The 13969-nt window shown below is 63.0% G+C and carries 13 protein-coding genes; 5 read left to right on the forward strand and 8 right to left on the reverse strand.

The features are described 5' to 3' along the window. The first annotated feature begins 31 nt into the window (after positions 1-31). From HU766_RS11730 to pdxH, 4 genes are all read left to right on the forward strand, one after another. On the forward strand, positions 32-2269 hold the full coding sequence (locus HU766_RS11730) for a beta-galactosidase (RefSeq protein WP_186656856.1): 2238 nt from the start codon (positions 32-34) through the stop codon (positions 2267-2269). 120 nt (positions 2270-2389) lie between these two features. Beyond that, entirely contained in the window at positions 2390-3535 is a 1146-nt protein-coding gene (locus HU766_RS11735) for a serine hydrolase domain-containing protein (protein ID WP_186656859.1), read from the forward strand. Between the two features lie 98 nt (positions 3536-3633). Beyond that, entirely contained in the window at positions 3634-4623 is a 990-nt protein-coding gene (locus HU766_RS11740) for an OmpA family protein (protein WP_186656861.1), read from the forward strand. A gap of 19 nt (positions 4624-4642) precedes the next feature. Further along, on the forward strand, positions 4643-5290 hold the full coding sequence (pdxH, locus tag HU766_RS11745) for a pyridoxamine 5'-phosphate oxidase (protein ID WP_033702635.1): 648 nt from the start codon (positions 4643-4645) through the stop codon (positions 5288-5290). A gap of 38 nt (positions 5291-5328) precedes the next feature. Here the strand turns inward: pdxH and HU766_RS11750 are convergent, their stop codons facing one another. Next, a complete protein-coding gene (locus HU766_RS11750) occupies positions 5329-5562 on the reverse strand; it encodes a hypothetical protein (protein ID WP_033702634.1) in 234 nt (77 codons plus the stop codon). 150 nt (positions 5563-5712) lie between these two features. Between HU766_RS11750 and HU766_RS11755 the strand changes: the two genes are divergently transcribed. Next, a complete protein-coding gene (locus HU766_RS11755; RefSeq protein WP_033702633.1) occupies positions 5713-6177 on the forward strand; it encodes a glycine zipper 2TM domain-containing protein in 465 nt (154 codons plus the stop codon). 80 nt (positions 6178-6257) lie between these two features. Here the strand turns inward: HU766_RS11755 and nhaA are convergent, their stop codons facing one another. The 7 genes from nhaA to livH form a co-directional block, all read right to left on the reverse strand. Next, positions 6258-7433, reverse strand: a complete 1176-nt coding sequence (nhaA, locus tag HU766_RS11760; RefSeq protein WP_186656864.1) for a Na+/H+ antiporter NhaA — start codon at positions 7431-7433, stop codon at positions 6258-6260. 248 nt (positions 7434-7681) lie between these two features. Further along, positions 7682-9289: an NAD(P)/FAD-dependent oxidoreductase gene (locus tag HU766_RS11765; protein ID WP_033702631.1), complete on the reverse strand. Its 1608-nt coding sequence runs from the start codon at positions 9287-9289 to the stop codon at positions 7682-7684. Positions 9290-9392: 103 nt separating this feature from the next. Further along, the gene (locus tag HU766_RS11770; RefSeq protein WP_033702630.1) at positions 9393-10067 is read right to left on the reverse strand and encodes a membrane protein; all 675 of its coding nucleotides are present in this window, start codon (positions 10065-10067) and stop codon (positions 9393-9395) included. A gap of 136 nt (positions 10068-10203) precedes the next feature. Next, positions 10204-10905 carry an ABC transporter ATP-binding protein gene (locus HU766_RS11775; protein WP_033702629.1) on the reverse strand — a complete coding sequence of 234 codons (702 nt, stop codon included), beginning with the start codon at positions 10903-10905 and terminating at the stop codon, positions 10204-10206. Further along, entirely contained in the window at positions 10906-11673 is a 768-nt protein-coding gene (livG, locus tag HU766_RS11780) for a high-affinity branched-chain amino acid ABC transporter ATP-binding protein LivG (protein ID WP_033702628.1), read from the reverse strand. It lies immediately after the preceding gene. Continuing rightward, the gene (locus HU766_RS11785; protein WP_033702627.1) at positions 11670-12926 is read right to left on the reverse strand and encodes a high-affinity branched-chain amino acid ABC transporter permease LivM; all 1257 of its coding nucleotides are present in this window, start codon (positions 12924-12926) and stop codon (positions 11670-11672) included. Before HU766_RS11785 ends, livG begins: the two co-directional genes overlap by 4 nt. Then, positions 12923-13846 (reverse strand): high-affinity branched-chain amino acid ABC transporter permease LivH, encoded by a 924-nt coding sequence (livH, locus tag HU766_RS11790; protein WP_008097482.1) that lies wholly within the window; start codon positions 13844-13846, stop codon positions 12923-12925. The genes HU766_RS11785 and livH overlap by 4 nt, the downstream gene beginning before the upstream one ends. Positions 13847-13969 lie beyond the last annotated feature (123 nt).

The following is a 13969-nucleotide window of genomic DNA, read 5'->3' on the forward strand; positions in this document are numbered from 1 at the left end:
CATGAGGGCCCTGAAGGAGAGCCCCAGCCTTATGGTCCGCCGTACCCTGCCTGTCGTATTCGCCCTGTTGTTCAGCTCGCCATTATTGGCTGGGCAGCAGACGCTGTTCAGCTTCGTGCGCCCGGCCTCGGTGGTCAATGTGGTGACCGAGGACGCCGGCATGCCGCAGTACAACGCAGAGCAGACGGCCGGGGGTGAGGTGTTGCGGCGCGTGGTGTTCAACCCGGCCGAGCGCCCGACCTTGCGCCTGAGCCCGCAGAGCGGTGTGTGGGACTGGTCAGCCGGGCAGTTCCTGACCTTGCGCCTGCAAAGCGCAATGGACTGGGCGCTGACCGTGGACGTTACCGTGTTGGGCAGTGATGGCCGCACGCTGACCAGCCGCATCGACCTGCCTGCAGGCCCCGCCCAGACGGTGATGGTACCGCTCAAGGCCAGCTCGCCGTTGAGCCAGGGCATGCGCGCCGGGCCGCCGATGCCATGGGCGTACGCAGGCCAACGCCTGCTGCTGACCAGCAGCGCGGGTGCGGTCGACCTCAAACAAGTGGCGTCTGTCAGCCTGACGATCCCCAACCCCAAGGTGGCGCAGAACCTGCTGATCGAGAAAGTGGGTATTCAGGATGACGACCAGGCCTACCAGGCCGCCTACCATGAATTGATCGACGCTTACGGCCAGTCCACACGCGGCCAATGGCCAGAGAAGATTGCCAGCGACGAGCAGCTCAGGGCTGCCGAAGGCCGTGAGCAGCAGCAACTCAAGGGCTGGTTGGCAGGGCACGGCAAGCAGCAACTGGACAGCTATGGCGGGTTGCTGGGCGGGCCGGCGTTCGAGGCCAAGGGTTTTTTCCGTACCGAGAAGCGTGATGGCCGCTGGTACTTGGTCACGCCAGAGGGCAACCCGTTCTACTCGCTGGGCGTCAATGCCGTGGCCGCTGATGGCGGGCGCACCTACGTCGAAGGCCGGGACGGCATGTTCAAGGCGCTGCCGGCCGAGGGCGATCCGCTGGCGGCGTTCTATGGCAAGGGTAACAACGACGACGGCAATGCCTCTTCGCAAGGGCGTAACTTCAAGCAGGGGCGCTGGTTCGACTTTTATGCCGCCAATATCCAGCGCACCTATGGCAAGCCTTGCCTTCCCAGCGTCGAGGGCCAACCGGCAGCCGATTGCCCACCGCAGGTGCTGGATGCCACGCGCTGGCAGGCGCACGCGCTCGACCGCCTGCAAGCCTGGGGTTTCAATACCCTGGGTAACTGGAGCGACCCTGGCCTGGGCCAGGCCAAGCGCATGCCCTATACCTTGCCGCTGTCAATCGTTGGTGACTATGCCAGCATCAGCACCGGCATGGACTGGTGGGGCAGCATGCCCGACCCCTTCGACCCTCGCTTTGCCATGGCTACAGAACGTGCCGTCGCCATCGCCGCCCGGGACCACCGCGATGACCCCTGGCTGATCGGCTACTTCGCCGACAACGAACTGGCCTGGGCCGCACCGGGCAATGACCCCAAGGCGCGCTACGGGCTGGCCTATGGCACCTTGCGCCTGACCACCGATGTGCCCGCCAAGCGCGCCTTCCTCAAGCAGCTGCGTGACAAGTACCGCAACCAGGAGGGGCTGTCCAAGGCCTGGGGGATCGAACTGTCCGCCTGGGAGCTGATGGAAGACCCAGGGTTCGAGGCGCCTTTGCCCAACCCCGAGCACCCGGAGATCGAGCGGGACTACCAGCACTTCCAGCAGGTGTTCGCCGAGACCTACTTCAAGACCATCGCCGACTCGCTGAAGTGGCATGCGCCCAACCACCTGTTGCTTGGCGGCCGTTTTGCGCTCAGTACACCAGAGGCGGTCAAGGCCTGCGCCGAGTTCTGCGATGTGCTGAGCTTCAACTTCTATACCCTCAAACCCGAGGACGGTTACGACTTCGCTCGCCTGGCCGAGCTGGACAAGCCGGTGCTGGTGTCCGAGTTCCAGTTCGGTTCCCGCGACCGCGGGCCATTCTGGCCGGGGCCGCTGGAGGTGGCGCGTGAAGAGGACCGAGGGCCTGCCTATGGCAACTTCCTCAAGGCCGCGTTGGCGCAGCCGATGATCGTCGGCGCGCACTGGTTCCAATACCTGGACCAACCGGCCAGTGGGCGGTTGCTCGATGGCGAAAACGGCCACCTGGGGCTGGTGGCGATCACCGATGTGCCGTATCCGGGGTTCGTCGAGGCCGTACGCAAAAGCAACCAGCAGGCCATTGGTCAGTTGCGCACGCAACTGGCCAAGCCGCTCCCCTGAGCCATCGGGGCCGTCAAACGGCCCCTTTGCTGGCGACCATCGAGCCTAAGCCAGTTTGCAAAACCGCCAACTACTGAAACAATGCACGCCATTTTCAGACGGTCGTACGGAGAACAGCGGGTGCAGATCCAGGGTCACTATGAGCTGAAGTTCGAGGCGGTGCGTGAAGCCTTCGCCGAGTTGTTCGATGATCCCCAGGAGCGTGGTGCGGCGCTGTGCATCCAGGTGGGCGGCGAGACCGTGATCGACCTGTGGGCGGGCACCGCCGACAAGGACGGGCAGCAGGCCTGGCACAGCGACACTATCGCCAACCTGTTCTCCTGCACCAAAACCTTCACTGCGGTCACCGCCTTGCAGTTGGTGGGCGAGGGCAAGCTGGCACTGGACGCTCCGGTGGCCCGTTACTGGCCCGAATTCGCCCAGGCCGGCAAGCAGTCCATCACCCTGCGCCAGTTACTCAGCCATCGTGCGGGCCTGCCGGCCATCCGTGAACTGCTGCCTGCCGAGGCATTGTATGACTGGCAGGCGATGGTCGATGCCTTGGCCGCCGAAACCCCTTGGTGGACGCCTGGGGTCGAACACGGTTATGCCGCCATCACGTACGGCTGGCTGGTCGGTGAGCTGATCCGCCGCGCTGATGGTCGTGGCCCAGGCGACTCGATCGTGGCACGTACGGCGCGGCCGCTGGGGCTGGACTTTCATGTCGGCCTGGCCGACGAAGAATTCCATCGCGTGGCGCATATTGCGCGCGGCAAGGGCAACCCCGGCGATGCCGCTGCCCAGCGCTTGCTGCAGGTGACCATGCGCGAGCCTGAGGCGCTGTCCACCCGCGCCTTTACCAACCCGCCGGCGATTCTCACCAGCACCAACAAGCCCGAGTGGCGGCGCATGCAGCAGCCGGCGGCAAACGGCCACGGCAATGCCCGTAGCCTGGCCGGGTTCTATGCCGGCCTGCTCGATGGCAGCCTGCTTGAATCCGAGCTGCTCGACGAACTGACGCGCGAGCACAGTATCGGCCAGGACCGCACGCTGCTGACCCAGACCCGTTTCGGCCTGGGCTGCATGCTCGACCAGCCCGAAGTGGCCAATGCCACCTTTGGCCTCGGTGCCCGCGCCTTCGGGCACCCTGGCGCGGGCGGCTCGGTAGGTTTCGCCGACCCGGAGCACGATGTGGCCTTTGGCTTTGTGGTCAATACCCTGGGCCCCTATGTGCTGATGGACCCAAGAGCGCAGAAACTGGTACGCGTGCTTGCCAGTTGCCTTTGATCGGGTAATGCGGGTATTGGCCAACCCCTTTGACTATCCTCAATGCCAACGCCTGAATGCGTAGGCAAAATTTCTTTCTATTTCATGGTGTATCGCTGATGTCTTCACATAAAACCTTAGCACTCGCCCTGTGTCTGACCGCCGTTACCGGCTGCGCCAGTCACTCCCCGGACGCCGCGAAGGGCAGTGGCTCCAGCTGGTGGCCTTTTGGTTCGGACCAGGTTGCCGAGCAGGAAGTGAAGGAAGCCGTCACCGAAAAAGTGGCCAAGGCCGATGCCAAGTCGGAAAGCGCTAGCCGCTGGTGGTGGCCATTCGGCGGTGACGACAAGCAGGCCAAAGGGCCGGTCGTGCCGAAGATCGACCAGAAGGCTACCCAAGCCTGGCTGGACGAATACGAGCCCAAGCTGCGTGAAGCCATCAAGGACAGCAAACTGGAGCTGGAGCGCCGTGACAATGTCCTGGCGGTGACCATCCCGGTGGACAGTTCGTACAACCCTGACCGCCCGAACATGCTGCTGCCGATGACCCTGGGGCCGATCACCCGTGTAGCCAAGAGCGTCGAGGGCGATGCCAAGACCGCGGTGCTGGTATTGGGCCATGCCGACAGCAGCGGTGCTGCGGCTGTCAACCAGAAGCTCAGCCTGGAGCGCGCCGCTTCGGTGTCGGCGATCTTCCGCCTCAGTGGCCTGCAGCGTGATCGCCTGATCCTCAAGGGTATGGGTTCGGTCATGCCGCGTGCCGCCAACGACAGCGCCGAAGGCCGTGCCTTGAACCGCCGTGTGGAAATGCTGCTGACGCCGCAGAACACCATGGTCGCGCTGTTGGCCAAGTACCAACAGGCCACGCCGGCACCTACCCCAGCTTCGATGGTTGCTGTTCAGGATGCCAAGGCGCCTGCCGCCAAGGCTGCCACCAGCAAGCCCGCCGCCAAGGGCGCTACCAAACCTGCCGCGAAAAAGCCTGTCGCCAAGGCCAAGGCACCTGCCAAGACTGTTGCCAAGAAGAAGGCCGCACCGGTCAAGCCCGCCGCCAAGAAGGCGACCGTTGACAAAAAAGTAGCCGCCAACAGCCCTGCGAAGACCAACTGATCGTCAAGGAAACGCAGCCATGACCCAATCCCTGGCCGATATGCGCCGCGACTACACCCGTGATGGCCTGGCTGAAGCCCAGGCCCCGGGTGAGCCGTTCGCTTTGTTCCACCAGTGGTTCGCCGATGCGGTGAAAACCGAGCAACCCCCGGTCGAAGCCAACGCCTTGACCCTAGCCACGGTCGATGGCGAGGGTCGCCCCCATTGCCGCGTACTGCTGCTCAAGGGGCTCGATGAGCGTGGCTTTACCTTCTTTACCAACTACGAAAGCGCCAAGGGCCAGCAGTTGCAGGCTAACCCTTTCGCCGCCATGACGTTCTTCTGGCCAGCGTTGGAGCGCCAGGTGCGCATCGAAGGGCGGGTTGAAAAGGTCACGGCCAAGGAGTCGGATGACTACTACCAGGTGCGCCCTCTGGGCAGCCGCCTGGGAGCCTGGGCCTCGCCTCAGAGCCAGGTCATCAGTGGCCGTGAAACGTTGGAAGCGTTGGTGAAGGCGACCGAAGCACGGTTCTCCGACACTCAGCCGCACTGCCCGGAGCATTGGGGCGGGTATCGCCTGTTGCCTGAGCGGGTCGAGTTCTGGCAGGGGCGTACCAGCCGCTTGCATGACCGGATGAACTATCGTCTGGTCGATGGGCAATGGCTGCGGGAGCGGTTGGCGCCTTGAAATCCTTGGGGCTGCGCAGCAGCCCCAAGATTGCAACGCTACCCCTGATAAGCCGCCGCCTCACGCGCCAACCACTCCGCCAGCGCCTTGCGCCTGACCTTCTGCACCCGCGCCTGCTCCAGCCGCCGCAGCATGTACTCACGCTTGCGCACATCCTCCCCGGCCAGCGACAGCGCCAGGTCGCGGTCCATCCAGCGGCGCATCCGCACATACAACCACCCATGGAAGTACAGCCCTGCGACAGTCGTGACCACGACGATGAAGTAATCCATGGCTATCCTTGGTCTCACTTGAAAGGCCCACGATACAGTCCAGGTAGGCTGTACCCAGGCTGAATGAAAACAATTTTATTACGTCTGTGCCGTGACAGCCGTCAATGTGCAGCGTCTAATGAACACCGATGACTTATGGAGACTTTACCCATGCGTAAATCCGCTTTGCTGGTGGCGACCTTCACCACCATGTCGCTGTTGCTGGGGGGCTGTGCCTCGAGCCTGACCGGCGATAGCTACTCCCGTGATGAGGCCCGTCGCGTGCAGACCGTACGCATGGGGACCATCGAATCCTTGCGTCCGGTCAAGATCGAAGGCACCAAGACCCCGATCGGCGGTGGCGCGGGTGCGATTGTCGGCGGCGTTGCCGGCAGTGCAGTCGGGGGTGGCCGTGGCAGCATCGTCGCGGCAGTGATTGGTGCGGTTGCCGGTGGCCTGGCAGGTTCTGCCGCCGAAGAAGGCATCACCCGTACCCAGGGTGTGGAAATCACCGTGCGTGAAGACGATGGCAGCATGCGTGCCTATGTGCAGGCCGTTCAGGAAAACGAGATTTTCCGGGTTGGCGAACGTGTTCGCATCATGACCGTCGACGGTACCAGCCGCGTCTCGCACTGAGCCTTGCACCGGCTGTAGCGCAAAAACGCAAAACCCCGATCTGGCCACGCCAGTCGGGGTTTTTTTATGCCGCTTCTACTTTAGTGCGTGCGGGGGGCGCGGCTGGCCATGGCGGTAACGGCATAGCCGACGACCGCAGCGATGAACGAGCCGGTGAGAATGCCCATACGGTCCATGCCCGCATAGTCACTGCTGCCTGGCACGAAGGCCAGGGAACCTACGAACAGGCTCATGGTGAAGCCGATGCCGCAGAGTATCGCCACCCCCAGCAACTGCCCCCAGCTTGCACCCGTAGGCAACGCCGCCAGGCGAAGCTTGATCGCAAGCCAGGTCAGGCCGAACACCCCCACGGTCTTGCCCGCCAGCAAGCCGACAGCGATACCCAGCGGTACCGGGTGGGTGAAGCTTTCTAACGTCATGCCGGCCAACGAGACACCGGCGTTGGCGAACGCGAACAGCGGCAGAATGGCATAGGCCACCCAAGGGTGCAGGGCGTGTTCCAGCGACAGCAGCGGCGAGCTTTCCGCATTGCGTGTGCGCAGTGGAATGCACAGCGCCAGGGCGACGCCCGCCAACGTGGCGTGGACACCGCTCTTGAGCACGCATACCCAAAGCACCAGGCCGACGATCAGGTAAGGCCCGAGCTTGATTACGCCAAGCCGGTTCATGGCTATCAGCGCTACCAGGCAGGCCGCTGCCAGCATAAGTGACACGCTGGACAAGGTACCCGAGTAGAACAGGGCAATGACAATGATTGCACCCAGGTCATCGATGATCGCGAGGGTCATCAGGAACAGCTTGAGCGACGCCGGGACACGCTTGCCCAGCAATGCCAGCACGCCAAGGGCAAAGGCGATATCGGTGGCGGTGGGGATGGCCCAGCCGGCGACAGCTGCAGGGTTGTCGCGGTTGATGAACCAGTAGACCAGTGCCGGTACCACCATGCCACCCACTGCGGCGGTAGCGGGCAGGATGACCTGCGAGGGCTTCGACAGCTGGCCGTCGACCACCTCGCGCTTGACCTCCAGGCCGATGAGTAGGAAGAACAGCGCCATGAGGCCGTCGTTGATCCACAGCAACAAAGGCTTGGCGATCTCCAGTGCGCCAACCTTGACGGCGACCGGGACGTCCAGCAGGCCGTTGTACAGGTAGGACAAAGGTGAGTTGTTGATGACCAGAGCAAGGATGGCCGCAGCGATCAGCAGCAGGCCGCTGGCGGCTTCGAGCTGAAAGAATCGGGTGAAGAGGCTACGCACGGGCTATGGGCTCTCCATGAGAGGTTGATTACGGAACGGGCGTACACCCTAGCTTGTGGCGATATGCTTTAGAACAAAAACTATATTCGTTTTTGTTATATCGTATTGCCGCCTTGGCTGTGGGAAGCCTAGACGCAGCTGAGGAATGGTGAGGTAGGGGAAATCTGATTATTCGCGCAGACTTTTCTGGCGATGGTCATGCTCCCTGCGCAGGCTTGCCCGCGCAGGGGCGCATGAAACTTGCTGCCTTACAGCCCGAGCATGTCCCGCGCTACCGCCTCGGCAATGCGAATGCCATCGACGCCTGCCGACAGGATACCGCCCGCGTAGCCTGCGCCTTCACCCGCCGGGAACAACCCCCTCATGTTCAGGCTCTGGTAGTCCTCGCCACGGGTAATGCGCAGCGGCGAAGAGGTACGCGTCTCGATACCGGTCAATACCGCGTCATGCAGGTTGTAGCCCTTGATCTGCCGATCGAATGCCGGCAACGCTTCGCGGATCGCCTCGATGGCGAAATCCGGCAAGCTGGGCGCCAGGTCACCCAGGGTCACGCCTGGCTTGTACGAAGGCTCGACACTGCCCAGGGCAGTGGACGGCCTGCCGGCTACGAAGTCACCGACCAACTGCGCCGGGGCCTGGTAGTTGCTGCCACCCAGTACATAGGCGTGCGCCTCCAGGCGTTCCTGCAGCTCGATGCCGGCCAGCGGGCCGCCCGGGTAGTCGCGCTCGGGGTCGATACCGACGACGATGCCGGAGTTGGCATTGCGTTCGTTACGCGAATACTGGCTCATGCCGTTGGTCACGACGCGGCCAGGCTCGCTGGTGGCGGCGACCACGGTGCCGCCTGGGCACATGCAGAAACTGTAGACCGAACGGCCGTTCTTGGCGTGATACACCAGTTTGTAGTCGGCAGCGCCCAGTTTCGGGTGGCCGGCATACTTACCCAGACGGGCCTTGTCGATCAGCGTTTGCGGGTGTTCGATACGGAAACCGACCGAGAACGGCTTGGCCTCCATGAATACGCCCTTGGCATGCAGCATGCGGAAGGTGTCGCGGGCACTGTGCCCCAGGGCCAGAACCACATGGCGTGACTGCAGCTGCTCGCCGCTTGCCAGCACCACGCCGGTCAGCTGGCCGTTATCGGTCAGCAGGTCGGTGACTTTCTGCTCGAAACGCACTTCACCGCCCAGGGCGATGATGTCCTGGCGCATCTGCTCGACCATGCCGGTCAGGCGGAAGGTGCCGATGTGCGGTTTGTTGATGTAGAGGATCTCATCCGGCGCGCCGGCCTTGACGAACTCTTCCAGCACCTTGCGGCCGTGGTGCAGCGGGTCCTTGATCTGGCTGTACAGTTTGCCGTCGGAGAAGGTCCCGGCGCCGCCTTCGCCGAACTGCACGTTGGATTCGGGGTTGAGCACGCTCTTGCGCCACAGGCCCCAGGTGTCCTTGGTGCGCTGGCGTACTTCCTTGCCGCGTTCGAGGATGATCGGCTTGAAGCCCATCTGCGCCAGCAGCAATCCGGCAAAGATGCCGCAAGGGCCAAAGCCGACCACGATCGGGCGCTGTGCGAGCTCGGCGGGGGCGTGGCCCACGTACTTGTAGGTGACGTCGGGGGCTACGCCGATGTTGCGATCGTCTTCGAACTTGCGAAGCAGCTCGGCCTCGTTGCTGGCTTCGAGGTCGATGGTGTAGATGAACAGCAGTTCGCTGTTTTTCTTGCGTGCGTCGTAGCTGCGCTTGAACAGGTTGAAGCTGAGCAATTGCTCATCGTTGATGCCCAGGCGCTGGACGATGGCTTCGCGCAGGGCTTCGTCGGGATGGTCCAGGGGCAGCTTCAGTTCGGTGATTCGTAGCATGGCAGGGTCCAGTATCCCGGCCATGGGCGGCCGGCGGCTTTACACAAACCGCCAAGTATAAGCTGTTCGCCGCCCCGACTGGCAGGATAAAAGCGTCCGGTGATCAGTTGTCGCGCGCACCGCCGTAGTAACCGCAGCCTTGCAGGGTCTTGCCGTCGATGCGCAGCTCGGCGCGCAGGTGGCGCACCGCCCCGGTGGCGACGTCCACGCAGCGTTGCGGTGCGACCCAAAGCTCCACGTGCTGGCCGTTGGCCTCGCTGGTCAGGGTCAGGCCACCACCTGGCACTTCCTCTTCCAGAAACGGCAGGGGCAGCGGCGCTTGGCCAACCCGGCTGACGACCATGCCCTTGCCGCTGGCCTTGATGTCCCAGTCAGGTTCGTGGCCATTGGCGCGCAGGGTCAGTTGCTTGAAGTTGGGGTCTTCGCAGGCGCGGGTCGAGGGCTCCAGGCGGTACAGCCGGCGCACTTCGAGCTGGCCGTCGTTGGTGGCCTGCTTGCTGCCGGTAAGGCGCCCGCGCACATCGGCGAACAGCTTGTCGCCGGCATCCTTGGCGAGGTTGGCGGCTTCCTGCAGGACCCCGGTGCCAGCGACGTCGTTGATCACGAAACGGCGGCTTTCATTGCAGGGCTTGAACAGCAACTGGCCACCGGCGGCGCTCAGTTCGCCCTGCATGCGCGTGGTGCCGATGTTCGGGTCGCTTGGGGTGTCAGCCATCAGTTGGCAACCGGCGAACAGGGGCAGCAGGGCGGTGAGCAGCAGGGTAGGGGTGAGGCGCATGGGGCGGGCTCCGGCGATGTTCCTGAAAGCAGGCCACGTTACGCAGGGTGCACGGGGATCACAAGCATTGTCGGTATCCGACTCAGGCCACATGAACCCAACAGGCAGAAAAAAGGGCCCGAAGGCCCTTTGTTCATCAACCCCCCAGGTACGCGTCACGCACCTTGGGGTCACTCAGCAGTGACTCACCCGTTCCTTGCATCACCACCCGCCCGTTTTCCAGGACATAGGCACGGTCGGCGATCTTCAGCGCCTGGTTGGCGTTCTGTTCCACCAGGAACACGGTCACGCCGTCACGGCGCAACTGTTCGATGATGTCGAAGATCTGTTGGATGATGATGGGTGCCAGGCCCAGCGATGGCTCGTCGAGCAGCAGCAGCTTGGGTTTGCTCATCAGCGCCCGGCCAATGGCGAGCATCTGCTGCTCGCCACCGGACATGGTGCCGCCACGCTGGATGTAACGCTCCTTCAGGCGCGGGAACAGCTGCAGGACTTTGTCCAGCTGCTCCTGGTAGTCGCCCTTGTCGGTGAAGAAACCGCCCATGGCGAGGTTTTCTTCCACCGTCAGGCGGGCGAACACACGGCGCCCTTCCGGGACCACGGCGATACTCTTGCGCATGATGTGCGAAGAGGTCTGGCCGACCAGCTCTTCGCCCAGGTACTTGATGCTGCCGCTATGGGCCTGCGGCGAGCCGCACAAGGTCATCAGCAGTGTTGATTTGCCCGCGCCGTTGGCACCGATCAAGGTGACGATCTCGCCCTGGTTGATCTCCACGTTGACGCTGTGTAGCGCCTGGATCTTGCCGTAGAAGGTGGAAACGTTCTCGAACTTCAGCATTTACGCTTCCCCCAGGTAAGCCTTGATCACTTCAGGATTGTCGCGAATCTGCTCCGGCGTGCCATCTGCCAGGGGGGTGCCCTGGTTGATCACCACGATATGGTCGGAAATGCTCATCACCAGCTTCATGTCGTGCTCGATCAGCAGCACGGTGACGTTGTGTGACTCGCGCAGATAGGCGATCAGTGCCTTGAGGTCTTCGGTCTCTTTCGGGTTAAGGCCTGCTGCTGGTTCGTCGAGCATGATGATCCGTGGCTGGGTCATCATGCAGCGGGCGATTTCCAGGCGGCGTTGCTGGCCGTAGGCGAGGGTGCCGGCGGTACGGTTGGCAAACTCGGTCAGGTTGACCTTCTCCAGCCAGTACTGCGCGCGCTCCATGGCCTCCTTCTCGCTGCGGCGGAAGCTCGGGGTCTTGAACAGGCCGGCGAAGAAGTTGGTGTTCAAGTGCCGGTGCTGGGCGATCAGCAGGTTCTCCAGCGCGGTCATTTCCTTGAACAGGCGCACGTTCTGGAAGGTCCGCACCACGCCCTTGCGGGCGATCTGGTGGCCGGCCAGGCCCTGGATCGGCTGGCCATCGAGCAGGATGGTGCCACCGCTGGGTTTGTAGAACCCGGTGAGGCAGTTGAACACCGTGGTCTTGCCTGCGCCGTTCGGGCCGATCAGCGCCACCACCTGTTTTTCCTTGACGGTCAGGGCCACGCCATTGACCGCCAACAAGCCGCCGAAGCGCATGCTCAGGCCGCTGACTTGCAGAATTTCGCGGCTCATCGACGCAGCTCCATGTGTGGACGTTGCATAGGCAGCAGGCCTTGCGGACGCCAGATCATCATCAACACCATCAGCGCACCGAACATCAGCATCCGGTATTCGCTGAACTCACGCATCAGCTCGGGCAGCAGGATCATCACGATGGCCGCGAGAATCACGCCCAGTTGTGAACCCATGCCACCGAGCACGACGATGGCGAGGATGATCGCCGACTCGATGAAGGTGAACGACTCCGGTGTCACCAGGCCTTGCCGGGCAGCGAAGAAGCTGCCGGCGAAACCGGCGAAGCAGGCACCCAGGGTGAATGCCGAGAGCTTGATCACAGTGGGGTTCAGGCCCAGTGCGCGGCAGGCGATCTCGTCTTCACGCAAGGCTTCCCAGGCACGGCCGATGGGCATGCGCAGCAGGCGGTTGATGACGAACAGCGCCAGCAGGGCCAGCAGCAGGGCCACCAGGTAGAGGAAGATGACCTTGTTGATCGAGTTGTACGCCAACCCGAAGAACTCATGGAAGGTCTGCATCCCCTCGGCCGCACGGCGTTCGAAGGTCAGGCCGAAAAGCTCGGGCTTGGGGATGTTGCTGATGCCGTTGGGGCCGCCGGTCCAGTCGGTGAGGTTACGCAGGAACAGGCGGATGATCTCGCCGAAGCCGAGGGTCACGATCGCCAGGTAGTCACCGCGCAGGCGCAGCACCGGAAAGCCGAGCAGGAAGCCGAAGGTGGCGGCCATCAGGCCGGCGATCGGCAGGCAGACCCAGAAGCTCCAGCCCAGGTAGTGCGAGAGCATTGCGTAGCTGTACGCGCCCACGGCATAGAAGCCCACATAACCCAGGTCGAGCAGGCCTGCCAGGCCGACCACGATGTTCAGGCCCAGGCCCAGCAACACGTAGATCAGGATCAGCGTGGCAATGTCGACCGCACCGCGCGAACCGAAGAACGGCCACACCAGCGCGACCAGGATCAGCCCGATGATGATCCAGCGCTGAGTCTTGGGCAGGGTCAGGTAGTTGCTCACGGCCGGCGAGATCAGCTTGCGGTCCGAGCGGCGGCTCATGACCGAGCTCCACTGCTTGTCGAACAGCACGCGCAGGAACATCAGCACCGAGCACACGGCGATGATGCTGATGGTGAACGAGCCCTGGCTGTGCACCACCAGGCTGATGCCGTCGATGCTCAGTTTTAGGCCCAGTACCGGGAAGGCCACGGCCCATACCAGCAAGGCGCTGAAGAACGCCTGTTTGAGATTTTTGTTCATACTTTTTCAACCTCCGGGCGGCCCAGGATGCCGGTCGGCCGGAACAGCAGGACAAGCACCAAGAGACCGAATGCCACTACGTCCTTGTACTGGTCGCCGAAGATATCGGCGCCGAAGGCCTCGGCCACACCCAGCACCAGCCCACCGAGCATGGCGCCCGGAATGCTGCCGATGCCACCCAGCACCGCTGCGGTGAAGGCTTTGAGGCCCACCAGGAAGCCGGCGTTGGGGTTGATCACCCCGTACTGCATGCTCAGCAGCACGGCCGCTACCGCTGCCAGTGCGGCACCGATGACGAAGGTGAGGGCGATGATGTTGTTGGTGTTGATGCCCAGCAGGTTGGCCATCTTGATGTCCTCGGCGCAGGCGCGGCAGGCGCGGCCCAGACGGGAACGGGAGATGAACAGGGTGAGCAGGGTCATGGCCACCAGGGTGACGACGAACACCAGGATCTGCATGTAGCTGATCAGTACCTCTTCAGCGCCGCCCGGCCCGAAGGAGAAGCTCCCGGGGATCAGGTTGGGGATGGATTTGTCCTTGGAGTCCTGCGAGAGCAAGACCGTGTTCTGCAGGAAAATCGACATGCCGATGGCGGAAATCAGCGGGATCAGACGGTTGCTGTTGCGCAGGGGGCGGTAGGCAACCCGTTCGATGCTGTAGCCATAGGCACTGGTGACGAAGATCGTCGCGACGAAGGCGACGGTCATCAGGATCGGCAGCGAATGGATACCCATCATGGCCAGGCCCGCCAGGGCGATGAAGGCCACGTAGGAACCGATCATGTACACCTCGCCGTGGGCGAAGTTGATCATGCCAATGATGCCGTACACCATCGTGTAGCCGATGGCGATCAAGGCATAGGTGCTGCCGATGGTCAATCCATTAACCAGTTGTTGGAAGAAATGGTAGATCTCAGGCATTACAGCGCTCCTAAAAACCTGATTTGCATTTCGCTGGCGGGGGTAGGCCAGGAAACCGCGAGTGACGGTTTTAAGATTTTCAGGTGGCCGGCTCCCGGATCGCGGGAATCACGGCCATGAACC

The sequence above is a fragment of the Pseudomonas sp. SWRI77 genome (genome assembly GCF_014269105.1).
Taxonomy (GTDB): Bacteria; Pseudomonadota; Gammaproteobacteria; order Pseudomonadales; family Pseudomonadaceae; genus Aquipseudomonas; species Aquipseudomonas capeferrum.